Below are 15,008 nucleotides of genomic sequence, written 5' to 3' on the forward strand. Positions count from 1 at the left end.
GGTGCCACGGCAGGCCGCCCCGAAGGCCCTGCTAGACCGTGACGTTGAGCCCGGCTGCGTATCCGGCTGCCACCGAGCCGGACATGGTGGCCAGCTGGTAGATTCCGCCGTCGTCGCCAAAGACGTTGTCCGAACTGAGCGTGGTGTTGGGAAAGTTCCGGGCGCTGGATTCGTAGCCGGCCGAGGCGTAAACCTCGTTGCAGGCCGCCTCGGTCATGGCGATCTGGGAGACCGCCAGCACCTGCCCGGCCAGCGTGGCGTTGCTCATGGACTCGAAAACCTCGAAGTGGATATGGGGCCAGCGGCCGTTGTAGGCGCCGGGGTAGATGGTGATGAACGTGACCTGCCCGTTGGCGTCGGCTTCCTGCACCCCGCGGAGGAAGTTCTCATTCTCCAGGCCGGAATCGTACATGGAGTACTTCCCGTCGCGGTCGCAATGCCAGGCGTAAACAGCTGCACCTGCGAGGGGCTTGCAGCCGTTGGCGTTGTCCAGAAGCGTCAGGGTAACTGTCAGCGGGATGCCTTCGGCCTTGGCGCTCGAGGTCCCGAAGCTTGAGGTGATGTCCTGCCGGACCACGCCTGAGGCTTCCAGGACGTTGGGCCCGTTGGAGCCGTCCCCCGGATAGGGTCCCGCGGTTTCCTGCGGAATTTCCACTCCGCACTCGGCGATGGCACGCGTAAGCGTGGGGGACGCCGAGGGCGTAGCTGACGCGGAAGCGGTGGGCGTCGCCGTCGTGGTTGCTGAACTGCTGGCGGAGGCCGACGCCGTGCTGCCGGCCCCGGAGGTGGACCCTCCCGGAGTGCACGCCGCAAGGGCGGTGGCCGCCGTGCCGGCGCCGAAGAACAGTCCCAGGGAACGGCGGCTGATCAGGGTGGAGAGGTCGAACTCCAGGCCGCGGTCATGGTTGGGGTGGGGTTCGCGGGGAGGCTGCGGTGAAGTGGTCATGGACCCATAAAACTCCGAAGGCCTATGCCGCGCATAGGCCATTCCTGTGAGCCCGCTGTGCGTCACCCGCCAGCCGCGGAGGAGGTGAAGATCCTTTGAACGGATTAATTGCTGATTCTTCGGATTGCCGTCCCCATAAAACAGCCGAGGGATCCGCAATCCGGGGACTTTGGTCCCTATTCCCCGGCACCCGCAGGGGTGTCTACTGGTCCTTGGGTCTGCCCCTGCGGCTGCCCCCTTTGCCAGAGAGCAGCCAGGAGAAGCCATGTCCGGTGCGTTGAAATGGTCCCCGTTCGATTCGTCGCGCTGGCCGTCGGCAACGGAGGGGACCGGCCGGACGCCGCCGCAGTTCATGGCTTCGATGGGGCGCGCCTATGAGTCGGGCGACGAGCCTGCCACCGTTTGCGTCGAGGAGAACACCGACGCGACGACGCTGGTGGTGGAGGCGCAACGCGGGGAACAGGAAGCAGACCGGGACGCAGAACACTTTCCGTCGGGACTGCGGTACAGCCCCTTCACCGGCAAAATCCCCCTGCTGGGGGACTGACAGAAAACATGGAACGGGTCTCTCTATGGAACTGAAATCGCAATGGCACCGGCTTGATCCAGCGACCCGCCGGTGGCTCCTGGACAATCCCGGCTGCGTGGTGCTGCCGCGGACGATTTCAACGATCGTGGCCAGAGTTGCGGACGAGCCGGTGGTTCGGGACCAGCACGGCGCCATCCAGCTCAGCGCTGCGGATGTCAGCTTCATTCGGGCCAGGCTCCACGGTTCGATCCCCGAGGCCGGCGGACACCGATTCTTCGACGCCGTCCAGCCCGGCAGCGGCCCAGAGCCCGGCAGCGGCGCCGAGCCCCAAAACGGAGGAGAGTCCGGCCACCACCTGGACTAAGGTGGCCGGACTCCGGTTCCGGCGGGTTACACCCGCTGCTGAGCTAGCGGCTGTGAATTACGACGCCGGACCTGCACCTACGCCGGCCTCTTCGGCTGTGCGGTCCGTCCCGTTCGTGCTTGCTTCAGAAGTTGCGGCAGGCTCCGCCGCGGTTTTGCCGCCGCCCTTGCGGTAACGCCAGACGCCGATTCCCACCACCACTGCGGCCAGAGCCAGCGAGAGCAGCAGCGATTCCCGCGTTGCCTCCAGGAGCACCATGCCGATCAGCAGCGCAACGATGCTGACGATGGACGCCCACGTCAGGTACGGGAAGAGCCACATCTTGAGCGCAAGCTCCTTGGCGGCAGCACCCATGCGGCGGCGGAGGATCAGCTGCGATGAGGCGATGACCAGCCAGACGAACAGCGCGATCGCGCCCGAGGTGTTGACGAGGAACAGGAACACCGTGTCCGGCGCAACGTAGTTCAGGCCCACGGTGATGAACCCAACAACGGTTGACGCCAGCACGGCGGCGGCGGGCACACCTCGCTTGGAGATCTTCATCCATGCACGGGGAGCGTCCCCCCGGCGGGACAGCGAGAACAGCATCCGGCTGGCGGTGTACAGGCCCGAGTTCAGGCAGGACAGCACCGAGGTCAGCACCACAACATCCATGATGGTGCCGGCGCCGGGGATGCCGAAGAGCTCGATCACAGCGACGTAGGGGCTCTTGGCCACGGAAGCGGAGTTCCACGGGAGCAGGGTGACCACGATGGCAATGGAGCCGATGTAGAACACCAGGATGCGCCACACGGTGGACTTCACGGCCTTCTTCACGGCGTCCACCGGGTTCTCCGATTCACCGGCCGCGATAGTCGCGATTTCGGCGCCGAAGAAGGAGAAGACCACTACGAGGATACCGGCGAGCACGGCCCCGGGACCGTTGGGGAGGAATCCGCCGTTGTTGACCAGATTGTCCAGACCCGGTGCCGGCACGCCCGGAATCAGGCCCAGGATGGCGGCGACGCCGAACAGGAGGAACAGCACGATGGCCGTCACCTTGATGGAGGCAAACCAGAATTCAAATTCTCCATAGGATTTGACGGAGCCCAGGTTGGTCAGCGTCAGGAGCACCATCAGGACCAGGGCCCATACCCACTGGTCGATACCCGGAACCCAGCGGTGCATGATGGCGGCGCCGGCAGTTGCCTCAATGCCCAGGACGATGATCCAGAACCAGGCATAGAGCCAGCCGATGCTGAATCCGGCCCACCGGCCCAGCGCTTTGTCCGCGTAGGTGGAGAAGGATCCTGTTTCGGGGTTGGCCGCCGCCATTTCGCCGAGCATACGCATCACCAGGATCACCACGATTCCCGCGGCCATGTAGGCGAGCAGAATGCCCGGTCCGGCCTGCTGGATGGCGGCGCCGGAGCCCACAAAGAGTCCGGCGCCAATCACGCCTGCGATGGCGATCATGGACAGGTGCCGTGGTTTCAGGGACTTGGATAGCTGTTGGTCAGCGTGCATGGAAGCGCCGTCCTTCGTTGGGGGTGTGGGCCAGGTCAGGCACGGATCCCCGTGTGCCAGGCCACATTTCCCCTTCACCCTAGACCGGACAATGCACGCCCCTTCTTGTGCAGTCGAACATTTTGGCCCCCGCTGAAACAGAGCTTCCCACAACCCAGAGCATCAATACGTAACTAAAGTTGCCCTCAAGACAAAATTGAAATGTGCCCGAAATCTACTCGGAGTAGCTAGTAGTCAGGATTGCTGGGCACAACAAGCCCCGTCTCATAGGCATAAACCACGGCCTGCACCCTGTCCCGGAGGTGCAGTTTCGCAAGGATCCGGCGCACGTGTGTCTTCACCGTTGCCTCGGACAGGAAGAACCGGTGGGCGATCTCGGCGTTGGAAAGGCCCTCCGCCATGGCTTCGAGCATTTCCGTTTCGCGGGGTGTCAGGGCTTCAAGCAAGGGATCCCGCTGCTGCTCTTCACCGTTCGGCTGCCGGCCCCTGGGTGTTCCGGACGGGGACGCCGCCGTTCTGTGGCCCGTGACCGGGGACCACGCATGTTCCCTCCGCACATAGGCCTCCAGCAGGCGCCGGGTGACACGCGGGGCCACCACGGCGTCGCCACTGGCCACCACACGGACGGCAGTGACCAGATCGGCCGGCGCCACATCCTTGAGGAGGAACGCCGACGCCCCCGCCTGCAGACCGGCAAAGGCATACTCGTCGAGATCGAAGGTTGTCAGGATGATCACCTTCGCGTGGGACCCGGAAGCGGTAATTGCCCGGGTTGCTTCGATTCCGTCCAGCACCGGCATCCGGACGTCCATCAACACGACGTCGGGGCTGGTTTCCCGGACCTGCCGGATGGCTTCCGCGCCGTCGGATGCTTCGCCCACGATCCGGAGGTCATCTTCGCCTTCGAGGATCAGCCGGAACCCCATCCTCAGCAGCGGCTGGTCGTCCACCAGCAGAACACTGATCGGTGCATCGTCATTCATGATTTTCCTTGGTCCCCATTCCAATTCAGTACAGCCCTGACGCGCCAGCCGCCTCCGGCCGGCCGTCCCGCTTCCACCGTACCGCCGTAGATGCCTGCCCGCTCCCGCATGCCGGTCAGGCCCTGGCTGGATCCCAGGGGATTGGGGACGGCTGCCGTGCCCGCGCCCCCGTGTCCCACCGTCCCTTTGCCGTCGTCGAGCACTTCAATGGCCACCGTGCCGTCCGCCCGGACGATGTTCACGTCCACGCGGCTCAGCGCACGGCCGTAGCGCAGCACGTTGGTCAGCGACTCCTGCACGATCCGGTAGACGGTCAGTTGGAACGCCGGGTCGTCCGGCAGCGCCGGACCGGTGTGCGAATAGTGCAGCGGCAGGCCTGCAGTGCGGAATCCCTCCAGCAGTTTAGCCAGGCTGTTTCCGGCGCTCAGCGGCTGCCGCGGTGCCGGTCCTGCCGGCGTTTCGTCGCGGAGCACCCCCAGCACCCGCCGCATGTCAGCCAAGGCGGTCCGTCCGGTCCGGGAAAGTTCGGACAGCACCACTGCGGCGCGGTCCGGACTTTTCCGGACCACCACGGCGGCGCCGTCCGACAAGGTGACCATCACCGTCAGCGAGTGCGCCACGACGTCGTGCATCTCCCGCGCAATCCTGTTGCGTTCGTTGACCGAGCCCAGCTCGGCTGTCCGGGCCGCCCAGGCGGCGATTTCCTTTTCATGGTCCCGCCGTTGCCGGACAGAGATGCCGATTCCGGTGGCGATGATGTTGGACAGCGTAATGGTGATACCGGCGACGATGCCGAAGACCAGTTGCGAATTCTCCGGGGCGGCTGGACCGCCGTCGGGAAGGGCACGTTCCAGCGGCCCCACGAGCGTCAGGAAGTACAGCAAGGACAGCGGGGCATTGGCCAAAGCCAGCGCCACTATGGAGAACCGGCGGGAACGCTGCGTTGCCAGGGCGTACAGGGCGAACCACAGCCCCGCGGAAACATTGGACCCCCACGGGTGCAGGAGGGTGATACCCGCTTCCAGTACGGCCACGACCACGACCACTGCAACCGGACGGGAGCGCCGGAAGAAAAGCACGACGGCGGCCGCGGCAAGCAGCGACGTCGCCCCCCAGCCGCCGTCGTGCACGCTGTCCACCACGGTGGGCGTGACGAGGAGGGCGTAGCAGAGCACCACCAGGGCGTCCATCACGCGCGGGTGGCGGTGTAGGTAACGGCGGACCCGGCCGCGGCGGCGGTCCGCGAGCTCAGCAAAGGACGCATCAACCAGGGTCACGGCTGATGCGTCCTTCGCCAGCGGTTCCTCACGCACGGTTTGAGCCTAGACGGCGCTCCCGCGGCAGGCCTTGCTCATACGTCGCGCTTCTTCAGCAGGATCATGGCGAGCACTGCCGGCACAACCACCCACGCTCCCAGCACCAGGGCCGCCTGCCACACCTCAAGGGTTCCATCGATGTGTTTCACGGCGGTCAGGGGGTCCACGGTGTTGCCGGGCAGGTACTTGCGGGCTTCCTCGAAGAATTCGCCGGGAATCAGCTGGAACGCGATCGGTGCCACGAAGAAGAGGCCCACCAGGCTCATGATCCCGCCGGCGGAATTCCGGATGATGCTGCCCAGGGACATGCCGATGGATGCCACGGCCGCCACGTACAGGCTATTGACGATCAGTAGCTTGACGGACTGGGAGCTGCCCAGGTCCAGGCCGAGGTCGTAGTTTGCCAGGATCGGCACCGACACCAGTCCGGCCAGCAGTACGGACGCGGCGGTGAGGACGAAGGACACCACCACAACCACGACGAACTTGGCCACGAACGCGGGAATCCGTTTGGGGACGGCCGCGAACGTGGATCGCGCCATGCCGGTGGTGAACTCGGAACTCATCAGCAGCACGCCGAGGGACCCGAGGATCAGCTGGGCAAAGGCGATGCCGGATGTGGGCGCAGTCACGGCAATGTCGCCGCCCTGGGCCGCCATCTGGGCGGCGACTTCCGGGTCGGAGGCCATCCGCTCGCGGAACTGGCCCGTCGACCAAGCAGCCAGGGCACCGAAGCCCACCATCACCAGCATGGTGGACCCCAGCAGGATAAGGGTGGACAGCAGTGTCCGGAACTTGATGAATTCCGAGTTCAGGACGCGCAGGAAGCTGGGACCGGGCCCTGGCGATGCCGGACCGCCGGCCGGACGTACCGGCTGTCCGGCGGCCTGTGGGTCACCGGCGCCTTGTGCGCGGCGGCCTGAGGGGTTGGGTTCCAAAGTGGTTGAGCTCATGGCTTAGTTGCCTCCGGTCTGGGCGGGAACGGGGGCTCCCGTGGTAATCAGCGAGTGGTATTCGACCTCATCCTTGGTCAGCTCCATGTAGGCCTCTTCGAGGCTGGCCTGCAGCGGGGTGAGTTCGTAGATCATGACGTGGTTGTCCAGGGCGGCGCGGGCGATCTGCCTGGGATCCAACCCCTTGACCTCCAGCAGTTCGTGTTCCCGGGCCTCCACCGAAACTCCAGCGCCGGCGAGGAGGTGCATAAGCTGTTCGGGCTGGTCGGTGCGGACGCGGGTGCGGCTCGCGCCCTTGCCGGTGATGATGTCCTTGATGGGGGCATCGGCAATGATTTTGCCGCGGCCGATCACGATCAGGTGGTCCGCCGTCACGGCCATCTCGCTCATGAGGTGGCTGGACAGGAAAACGGTCCGCCCTTCCGAGGCCAGGTACTTCACCAGGTTGCGGACCCACACCACGCCCTCCGGGTCCAGCCCGTTGACCGGCTCGTCCAGGATGATGGTCTGCGGATCCCCCAGCAGCGCCGCGGCGATGCCCAGCCGTTGGCCCATTCCGAGCGAGAAGCCCTTGACCTTCTTTTTGGCGACGTCGGCCAGGCCTGTCATTTCGATGACCTCGATGACGCGTTTCTTGGGGATGCTGTGGGTGGCGGCCATGGCCAGGAGGTGGTTGTAGGCCGAACGGCCGGTATGGACGGCCTTGGCGTCCAGCAGGGCACCGATTTCGCGCAACGGAGCGCTGTGCCTGGCGAAGGGGACGCCGTTTACGGTGACAGAGCCCGACGTCGGCGTGTCCAGCCCCATGATCATTCGCATGGTGGTGGATTTGCCGGCTCCGTTGGGGCCCAGGAAGCCGGTGACCTGGCCTGCCTGGACAATGAAATCTACTCCGCCGACGGCAGTCTTATCGCCGTAGACCTTGGACAGGCCCTTTGCTTCAATCATGGAAGCGTTCCTTTGCGTAGCTGTGGATGCGGTGACGGCCTCTGCGCGCCGCAGATCCGTTCGTACCCACCACGCTACAGACGCGAGGCTCCGATTTCGCCGGTCTCAGGGATGATTCAGGGTGGAATCAGGGTAGTCCGAACGGATGACCCTCAGTCCGTGCCAGCTGCCTGTTCCGGCTTCGGGGAGTAGTAGGTCAGGGCGCCGGGCAGCACGGAAAATTCCACCCGCCGCACGCCGGGCATGGCTTCGCCGTCCACTGCCAGTGCCATGGGCGACCCTGCAGCTTCCACAGTCACCGACGTTGATTCGCTCAGGTGCGTGATCCGGGACGTGGCCACCGTGCCCGTCAGCACGGACCACAGCAGCCGGAGCCGTGCAAACGACTCATCGGCCGTGATCATCCGCAGGTCCAGGACGCCGTCGTCCATCACCGGACGCACCAGCGGGGCATGGTCGCGCGGGTAGTACCGGCCACGGCCAATGTAGAGGATCCAGAGCTTGTGCCGGACACCGTTGACGATCATGGTGGTCGGCGTCCCGGCGGCGAAGGTCCGGAACATGGCCGCAACCCCGGCCAGCGGCTTGCCCAGGGCAGGCTGGAGGTGCTCCCGGCGGCGGACCAGGTTGGGATAGAGACCGATGCTGGCAGTGTTGAGCATGATCCGTTCCAGCATTTCGGGGCTTCCGGCGAGGCCCCGCTCCACCAGGACGTGCCCCACATCGGCCCGGGCGGCCTCCCCGGTGGAGGCCGCCTCTACGGCGTCCTTTAGGGTGGAGGTTCCGGCGTCGCGGGCGAAGTGGTTCAGCGTTCCGCCGGGCAGCACCAGCAACGGGAGTGACCGTTCGACGGCGAGAGCTGCCGCGGTCCCCACCGTTCCGTCGCCGCCCCACACCCCGAGGGCCGCCACGCCCGGCCGGGTAGCGGCTGCCCTAATCTCGGCGGCCACCTCAGCTTCCTCGCCGATGTCATGTATATGCGCTAATGGGAATACATCCTGGAGCGCCTTAATGGTTTCCGGCGCATATGAGCCGCCCAGCGTGTTCACGGCAATGCCGAGCCCTTCACCGTCGGGCAGCGGCGCGGCGTTGGCCGGCGTCCGGCTCGTGGCCGGGAAGGGGGGCCGGACCGGCCACCACTTGCGCGTAATCATGGCGGCGCCGGCTCCGATGGCCGAGCCAAACAGGACGTCCGAGGGCCAGTGGGCGCCCGTATGCACGCGGGAGTAGGCCACACCGGCCGCGAGCGGGGCCAGGGCCGCGCCAATGGCTGGCTGTACCAGCCCGACCCCCACGGCGAAGGCCGCCGCGGATGCGGCGTGGCCGGACGGCATGGACGAACTGGTGGGCTGCGGATTGACGAACCTGAACACGGGAAGATGTTCGGGCAGCGGCCTGGCCCGTGGAAGGAGCGTTTTGAAGACCACGTTGGTGACGGCCGAGGCCACCCCCTGGGCAATCAGCCCGTGCACGGCCGCCCGCCGGGGCTTGCCGGGAAAGAGTGCTAGCACACCCGCAACGCCGAACCACAGTTTTCCGTGGTTGGCTGCCGCCGAGAGGCGCCGGAACAGGAGGTCATGATTGCCGCCGGGCAGGCGGGACACTGCCTTGAGTAGGGTCCGGTCCAGACCGGCGACCAGGCCCGGTCCCTTCCTCAGCATGCTTCGCATTTCCCCACCCTACCGCCGCTGTCTGGACGGGAGGTGTGACTGCCTACCTGACGTGCAGGGGCTTCGCGGCACCGGCGAGCAGCAGCGCCACCAGGATCGGGGCCATGATTGCCAGCAGGGCCATGTGGATGCCGGTGAGGTCGCCCAGGTAGCCCAGGAGCGGCGGGCCCGCGAGGAATGAGATGTAGCCCAGCGTGGACACCACCGACACGCGCGCGGCGGCCTTCTTCGGGTCGTCGGCGGCCGCAGACATTCCCATGGGGAAGGCAAGGGCGGCGCCAATGCCCCAGAGTGCGGCGCCGGCCGTCGCCGGCCACACATTGCCCGCCAATACGAAGAGTCCCAGCCCGGCGGCGGCGGTGGCCATGCTCGCGCGCAGGACGGCAACCCGGCCGTACTTGTCGATCACGAACCCGCCGCAGAACCGCATCGCCGTCATGGCCAGGACAAAAACAGCAAACATCAGTGCGCCGGTGGATTCGCTTGTGCCCAGGCCGTCCACCGAGGCCTTGGCGATCCAGTCATTTCCGGCCCCCTCGGTCAGCGTGGCGCCAAGGACCACCACGCCGATCAGCAGGGTACGGCTGTCACGCCACGCGGACCGGCCCTTCGGCGTTTCGGTTCCCCCCTCGGAGTGGACCCCGGTGGCCAGGTGCGGCAGGAAGTAGCGCGGCGCAACCATGGTCAGCACAGCCACCACGGCGGCAATGACCAGCAGGTGCGCCGGCAGGCCAACGCCCAGCCCGGACAGGCCGGCGCCGATCAGCGCACCCACGAATGCCCCGCCGCTGAAAGCCGCGTGGAACTGCGGCATGATGGTGCGCTTAAGCCGGTGTTCGACGTCGGCCCCTTCGATGTTCTGCGAAACGTCCCACAGTCCTATGCCGATACCGAAGAAGAACAGCGCCACCGCCGTCCCGGGCACCGACTCGGCCGTCAGCGAGAGCGCGATGCCCACTCCGGCAATGGCAGCGAGGAGGCCACTGGCCCGGACGGTGTTGGCCGTTCCGATCCTGCCGACGACCAACCCGGCTGTAGGAAGGGCCAGCAGCGAACCGACGGCTGTGCACAGAAGCAGGGTTCCCATCTGCCCGGAGGTCACGTGGAGGATCTCAGTGACGGCCGGGATGCGCGCTGCCCAGCTCGCGAAGACTAGCCCGTTGATCCCGAAAATCAGGAACGTCGCGGCGGCCGCGGCGTTCAGTTTCTGGTCGGAGACAGCGATGCTCATACGTTCACTACTTTCACTGAGTGTTTTCCAAGTTGCGCGAGTTCCTGCGGGCTGAATGCCCCGTCTGTAACGATGACGTCCACGGACTCCAGGTCCGCCACGAGCGCCACGGCGGCTGCGTTCCATTTGGCGCCGGCACTGGCAACGATCACCCTGCCAGCTGATTCCAGGCCGGCGCGTTTCACGGCCGCGTCATCGAGGTCGTGCGCCAGCAGGCCGTCCTTAAGGTTCAGCGCACAGGGCGTCACCACGGCGGTATCGAATCGAAGCGAGCGGATGTTGGCTTCCGCCATGGGTCCGCGGAAGCACAGCTCACCCGGGATCAGGCTTCCGCCCGGCACAAGGATCGCCGGCCGGTGACCGGCGTGGCTTTCCGCAGTAAGCACGTAAAGGGCCCGGAGGGACATGGGCATGAGGGTCAGTTCGCGTTGCCGCAACTGGCGGGCGACCTCGGTCGCGGTGGTGCCGCTGTCCAGCCAGACATGCTCGCGGTCCCGCAGCAGGCCCGCCACCCCGGCGGCAATCCGGGCCTTGGCGTCCTGCCCTTCCAGTTCCCGCTGGCCGTACCCCGGATTTTCGCCGCGCAGCACCAGGCTCCGGGCACCGCCATGGACCCGGCGGAGGACGCCGCGGCTGGCCAGGGTGTCCAGGTCGCGGCGGATGGTGGCGCCCGACGCAGCGCACTCCGCTGCCAGCTCGTCGACGGTAATCTCTTCGCGGCTCCGCAGCAGTTCACCGATCAACCGGTGCCGCTCTTCAGTCCTCATGCTTAAATGCTAACCGAGCATGATCATTTAATCAGAAATTGTGCACATATTGCGGGCGCAGCGCGTCTTTTGGGTTGAGAAATAGCCCAACGCTCTCGCACTTCCTGCAACAAAAACGCCAACGCTCCCTCACCGGATGAGAGAGCGTTGGCGCGAAACGTGCAGGAAGTGAGAGAGCATCCGGTTTAGCGGGCGCGCTCCACGCGCTTCTCGTCCCAGACGGGCTCGGGCGATTCGTACACCTTGCCGTCGGAGCCGAAGACCAGGAAGCGGTCGAAAGTGCGGGCGAACCAGCGGTCGTGGGTTACCGCCAGGACGGTTCCCTCAAAGTGGTCGATGGCGCGTTCCAGTGCCTCAGCGGAGTGCAGATCCAGGTTGTCCGTCGGCTCGTCGAGGAGCAGGAGCGTGGCGCCGGAGAGCTGCAGCAGCAGGATCTGGAACCGGGCCTGCTGGCCACCGGACAGGGACTCGTACTTCTGCTCCGACTGCCCGGCCAGCCCGTAACCGTCCAACGCGCCCGCCGCGGCTTCACGGCCCAGGCCGGAGCGGTGTTCGTCGCCGCGGTGCAGAATCTCGAGCAAGGTCTTGCCCAGCAGGTCCGGGCGGACGTGCGTCTGCGCGAAGAAGCCGGGACGGATCCGGGCGCCGAGTTTCACGGTGCCTTCGTGCGGCACTTCGGCGATGTCGACGTCGGACACGGGCAGGTGCTCGCGTTCCGGATCGGTGCCCCCGGTGGCGAGCAGGCGGAGGAAGTGGCTCTTGCCGGAGCCGTTGGAGCCCAGCACGCCCACGCGGTCGCCGAACCAGACCTCGGTGGAAAACGGCTTCATCAGTCCGGTCAGTTCCAGCCTTTCGGCCACGACGGCGCGCTTGGCGGTCCGGCCGCCTTTGAGCCGCATCCGGACGTTCTGCTCGATCGGCAGGGCCTCGGGCGGACCCGCCTCGAGGAACTTCGCCAGCCGGGTCTGGGCGGCATGGTACCGGTTGGCCATGTCCGAACGGAAAGCCGCCTTGTTCTTGTACATGTTGACGAGTTCCTTGAGCTTTACGTGCTCCTCGTCCCAGCGCTTGCGCAGCTCCTCAAAACGGGCGTTCCGGTCGGCACGGGCGTCCACGTAGGAGCCGAATCCGCCGCCGTGGATCCAAGCCCCTGCGCCGTTGATGCCCGGTTCGAGGGTGACGATGCGTCCGGCGGCGTTGTTGAGCAGCTCGCGGTCGTGGCTGATGAAGAAGACCGTTTTCCTGGACTCGTTGAGCTTCGCCTCAAGCCAGCGCTTGCCCGGCACGTCGAGGTAGTTGTCGGGCTCGTCGAGGAGGAGCAGTTCGTCGGGGCCGGCGAAGAGGGCTTCCAGCACCAGCCGCTTCTGCTCGCCGCCCGAGAGGCTCGACGCCGGGCGGTGCTGCGCGCGGTCAAACGGCAGTCCCAGCGCGGCCATGCAGACCTCGTCCCAGACGGTCTCGACGTCGTAGCCTCCGGCGTCTCCCCAGTCCACGATCGCCTGGGCATAGGCCATCTGGGTGGGCTCGTCGTCGTGCTCCACCATGGCCAGCTCGGCCTCGTCCACGGTGCGGGCGGCGGCGGCCAGGGCCGGCGGGGCGGCGGACACCAGAAGGTCGCGGACAGTCGAATCGTCCCGGACCTGGCCCACGAACTGGCGCATGATGCCCATGTTTCCGGAGCGGCCGATCACGCCTTCATCCGGGACGAGGTCGCCGGAAATGATCCGGAAAAGTGTGGTCTTGCCCGTTCCGTTGGGCCCGATCAGTGCCGTTTTGGTGCCGTCCGGCACCTTGAAGGTCACCCCGTTGAGCAGCTGCGTGCCGTCGGAGAGGAAGTAATCAATATTGGAAACGTCAATATGAGCCACGTGTCCAATCTTCCCACGGTGGTTCGGGCGGATTGGCCCTTAGGCGGGACGGCAGCCTCCGTTGGCGGCCTGGTAAGTGTCCAGCCGGTGGATGAAGGCCGCCATGGCCTCGCGGCTGATCGGATCCAGCGGCCGGTAGGTGCCGTCACTCCAACCGTTTGAGATTCCGGTGAAGCTGGTCCAGTCGATGTCACCGTAGAACAGGCTCCCGACAGAGACGTCGTCGAACGGCGACGTCAGGGACTCCGTGTGGGCCACCGTGGCCGGAACCCTGCAGTACTCGCCGCTGTACCTGTAAATGAAGGCCGCCATCGCTTCACGGCTTATGGACGAGGCCGGGCGGTACGTGCCGTCGTCCCAGCCGTTGGCCAGCCCTTCCGCCTCCAGCCAGGCGATCTGCTTGTAGAAGAGGCTGCCGGTGGGAACGTCAACGAACGGAGACGTGGACGGAGGAGTGAAGGCAGGGTTGCCTGCCAGCCGGTACATAAATGCTGCCATGGCCTCGCGGCTGATCGGCTGGTACGGCCGGTAGGTTCCGTCAGACCATCCGGTGGTCAAGTGGCTGTCGTACATCCAGATAATGTCCGAGCGGAAGCCTGATCCGCTGATGTCGTTGAACGGGTCCGGCGCCGTTATGGTAACGCCCGCCGCGTCGGCGGAAATGTAGTCGATATGGACGCGGGTGCCGGCATGGGTCACAAACGTGCTGCCGGCCTGCCAGGCCTCGTTCTTGGCGTAGTAGCCATCGAAAGGCAGGGTTGATGGCATCAGCAGCAGCGATGAAACCGCGGTGGCTCCTCCCCGCTGCACGACCTTGACCCCTTTGTTGCCGTCAACTGCCAATCGCGCGTCATATCCCACCGGAAGGCGGAGCTCAAGGAAGTACACCTCCCCGCTCTTCGGATCCGTGAATTTCAACGCACGGTTGGCCTCTGTGCCTGCCCAGGCCTTCAGTGTGTAGCTCTTGCTGCCGTCCGCGATGCCGGTGTTGCGGATTTCGTCGCCGCGGCCAAAACCGCCGGTTTCCCAGAGGCTGGAGCTGATCGTGGGCAGTTCGAACCAGCGGGATGCGCCCATGAGGTCCATGGTGTCGCCGTATTCACGGACGCTGCATGAGCCGTCCAAATAGTTCCCGTTGATGTCCGCGCCGACATCGGATGTACCGCTGAGGCACTGGAGGCTGTCGGCGTGCATCAGGCCAAGGACATGGCCGAACTCGTGCGCCACCACGTTGTTGGTGAAATTGCCCGGCAGCGGCATCAGGATCCGGCCGCCCTGGTTGCCCGCGCTCCAGCCCGCTCCGAGGGCACCCCAGGACAATTCGGTCACGGGAAGGAAGACCACGAGTGCCTTGTACGGCTCGTTGACCCAGCCCAGCTCGCGGGTCACGGTGTCCATGATCTCGTAGTACGTCTGGGTGGACCGTGCCGCGGACGCCACGCCCGTCCTGGTGGAAGCGACGGACATGGAAAGCCGGTTGTTCGACATCGTCTTCCAGTACGAGCTGGATGCGTTGACGCCGGCCGTCGCCGCATTGATGTCGATCGCAGCTGTCTGTTCTGCTGTCTTGTCGGCAAGTTTTACGGTCACCAGCGTGACCTTGATGTCGCCGGCCCGGGTCAGGCTGCTGGCAGCACCCTGTGGGGTCTCCGCCTCCCGGATCGCCTTGAGGGCACCGGGTTCAAAGGTGTGGTCGGAATGCGGCGTACCCTCCGCAGTGGTTACCGGCGGGAGGGCCGGGTCTGAGGGGGCGGCCTGCGCCGGCACGGACAAGACGTTGAAGGAGGCCGCCGAAAGGAGCAGTGCCGAAATGACGGCGGCTGTCCGGTGAAGGAGATGCATCGGGCGTCAGCGCTTCTTTCAGGGTCAGCAATCGGGTGCAGTAGGCCGCCGCGGGGCGAGCCCTCCCAGAATAGGGTGCGTTTTC

13 protein-coding genes are annotated in these 15,008 nt (G+C 65.9%); 2 read left to right on the forward strand and 11 right to left on the reverse strand.

What is annotated here, in order from left to right; translation table 11 throughout:
- Positions 1 to 31 precede the first annotated feature (31 nt).
- A complete protein-coding gene (locus tag FCN77_RS25560) occupies positions 32 to 946 on the reverse strand; it encodes an intradiol ring-cleavage dioxygenase (protein ID WP_137324532.1) in 915 nt (304 codons plus the stop codon).
- Between the two features lie 265 nt (positions 947 to 1,211).
- On the opposite strand from FCN77_RS25560, the gene FCN77_RS25565 reads away from it, so the two are divergent.
- Both FCN77_RS25565 and FCN77_RS25570 read left to right on the forward strand, forming a co-directional pair.
- Positions 1,212 to 1,493: a hypothetical protein gene (locus FCN77_RS25565; protein ID WP_137324533.1), complete on the forward strand. Its 282-nt coding sequence runs from the start codon at positions 1,212 to 1,214 to the stop codon at positions 1,491 to 1,493.
- 25 nt (positions 1,494 to 1,518) lie between these two features.
- Complete coding sequence (locus FCN77_RS25570; RefSeq protein ID WP_254678763.1) at positions 1,519 to 1,839, forward strand: hypothetical protein; 321 nt, start codon at positions 1,519 to 1,521, stop codon at positions 1,837 to 1,839.
- A gap of 57 nt (positions 1,840 to 1,896) precedes the next feature.
- Here FCN77_RS25570 and FCN77_RS25575 read toward each other — a convergent pair whose 3' ends face one another.
- The 10 genes from FCN77_RS25575 to FCN77_RS25620 form a co-directional block, all read right to left on the reverse strand.
- A complete protein-coding gene (locus FCN77_RS25575; RefSeq protein ID WP_137324534.1) occupies positions 1,897 to 3,345 on the reverse strand; it encodes an amino acid permease in 1,449 nt (482 codons plus the stop codon).
- Between the two features lie 227 nt (positions 3,346 to 3,572).
- Positions 3,573 to 4,328 carry a response regulator transcription factor gene (locus tag FCN77_RS25580; RefSeq protein WP_137324535.1) on the reverse strand — a complete coding sequence of 252 codons (756 nt, stop codon included), beginning with the start codon at positions 4,326 to 4,328 and terminating at the stop codon, positions 3,573 to 3,575.
- Positions 4,325 to 5,641: a sensor histidine kinase gene (locus FCN77_RS25585; RefSeq protein ID WP_137324536.1), complete on the reverse strand. Its 1,317-nt coding sequence runs from the start codon at positions 5,639 to 5,641 to the stop codon at positions 4,325 to 4,327. Before FCN77_RS25585 ends, FCN77_RS25580 begins: the two co-directional genes overlap by 4 nt.
- A 38-nt stretch (positions 5,642 to 5,679) precedes the next feature.
- The gene (locus FCN77_RS25590) at positions 5,680 to 6,597 is read right to left on the reverse strand and encodes an ABC transporter permease (protein WP_137324537.1); all 918 of its coding nucleotides are present in this window, start codon (positions 6,595 to 6,597) and stop codon (positions 5,680 to 5,682) included.
- 3 nt (positions 6,598 to 6,600) lie between these two features.
- Positions 6,601 to 7,545 (reverse strand): ABC transporter ATP-binding protein, encoded by a 945-nt coding sequence (locus FCN77_RS25595; RefSeq protein ID WP_137324538.1) that lies wholly within the window; start codon positions 7,543 to 7,545, stop codon positions 6,601 to 6,603.
- Positions 7,546 to 7,697: 152 nt separating this feature from the next.
- Positions 7,698 to 9,215 carry a bifunctional phosphatase PAP2/diacylglycerol kinase family protein gene (locus tag FCN77_RS25600; RefSeq protein WP_137324539.1) on the reverse strand — a complete coding sequence of 506 codons (1,518 nt, stop codon included), beginning with the start codon at positions 9,213 to 9,215 and terminating at the stop codon, positions 7,698 to 7,700.
- 43 nt (positions 9,216 to 9,258) lie between these two features.
- Positions 9,259 to 10,446, reverse strand: coding sequence for an MFS transporter (locus tag FCN77_RS25605; RefSeq protein ID WP_137324540.1), 1,188 nt, complete (start codon positions 10,444 to 10,446; stop codon positions 9,259 to 9,261).
- Positions 10,443 to 11,213, reverse strand: coding sequence for a DeoR/GlpR family DNA-binding transcription regulator (locus FCN77_RS25610; protein WP_137324541.1), 771 nt, complete (start codon positions 11,211 to 11,213; stop codon positions 10,443 to 10,445). The genes FCN77_RS25605 and FCN77_RS25610 overlap by 4 nt, the downstream gene beginning before the upstream one ends.
- Before the next feature lie 185 nt (positions 11,214 to 11,398).
- On the reverse strand, positions 11,399 to 13,081 hold the full coding sequence (locus FCN77_RS25615) for an ABC-F family ATP-binding cassette domain-containing protein (RefSeq protein WP_137324542.1): 1,683 nt from the start codon (positions 13,079 to 13,081) through the stop codon (positions 11,399 to 11,401).
- Between the two features lie 39 nt (positions 13,082 to 13,120).
- The gene (locus tag FCN77_RS25620; RefSeq protein WP_137324543.1) at positions 13,121 to 14,923 is read right to left on the reverse strand and encodes an S-layer homology domain-containing protein; all 1,803 of its coding nucleotides are present in this window, start codon (positions 14,921 to 14,923) and stop codon (positions 13,121 to 13,123) included.
- Positions 14,924 to 15,008 lie beyond the last annotated feature (85 nt).

The organism is Arthrobacter sp. 24S4-2 (assembly GCF_005280255.1).
Classification (GTDB): domain Bacteria; phylum Actinomycetota; class Actinomycetes; order Actinomycetales; family Micrococcaceae; genus Arthrobacter.

What these genes read in the sequence shown, in the direction of transcription:
- FCN77_RS25560 (WP_137324532.1), bottom strand. Translation starts at nt 946, where the DNA reads ATGACCACTTCACCGCAGCCTCCCCGCGAACCCCACCCCAACCATGAC.
- FCN77_RS25565 (WP_137324533.1), top strand. Translation starts at nt 1,212, where the DNA reads ATGTCCGGTGCGTTGAAATGGTCCCCGTTCGATTCGTCGCGCTGGCCG.
- FCN77_RS25570 (WP_254678763.1), top strand. Translation starts at nt 1,519, where the DNA reads ATGGAACTGAAATCGCAATGGCACCGGCTTGATCCAGCGACCCGCCGG.
- FCN77_RS25575 (WP_137324534.1), bottom strand. Translation starts at nt 3,345, where the DNA reads ATGCACGCTGACCAACAGCTATCCAAGTCCCTGAAACCACGGCACCTG.
- FCN77_RS25580 (WP_137324535.1), bottom strand. Translation starts at nt 4,328, where the DNA reads ATGAATGACGATGCACCGATCAGTGTTCTGCTGGTGGACGACCAGCCG.
- FCN77_RS25590 (WP_137324537.1), bottom strand. Translation starts at nt 6,597, where the DNA reads ATGAGCTCAACCACTTTGGAACCCAACCCCTCAGGCCGCCGCGCACAA.
- FCN77_RS25595 (WP_137324538.1), bottom strand. Translation starts at nt 7,545, where the DNA reads ATGATTGAAGCAAAGGGCCTGTCCAAGGTCTACGGCGATAAGACTGCC.
- FCN77_RS25600 (WP_137324539.1), bottom strand. Translation starts at nt 9,215, where the DNA reads ATGCGAAGCATGCTGAGGAAGGGACCGGGCCTGGTCGCCGGTCTGGAC.
- FCN77_RS25605 (WP_137324540.1), bottom strand. Translation starts at nt 10,446, where the DNA reads ATGAGCATCGCTGTCTCCGACCAGAAACTGAACGCCGCGGCCGCCGCG.
- FCN77_RS25610 (WP_137324541.1), bottom strand. Translation starts at nt 11,213, where the DNA reads ATGAGGACTGAAGAGCGGCACCGGTTGATCGGTGAACTGCTGCGGAGC.
- FCN77_RS25620 (WP_137324543.1), bottom strand. Translation starts at nt 14,923, where the DNA reads ATGCATCTCCTTCACCGGACAGCCGCCGTCATTTCGGCACTGCTCCTT.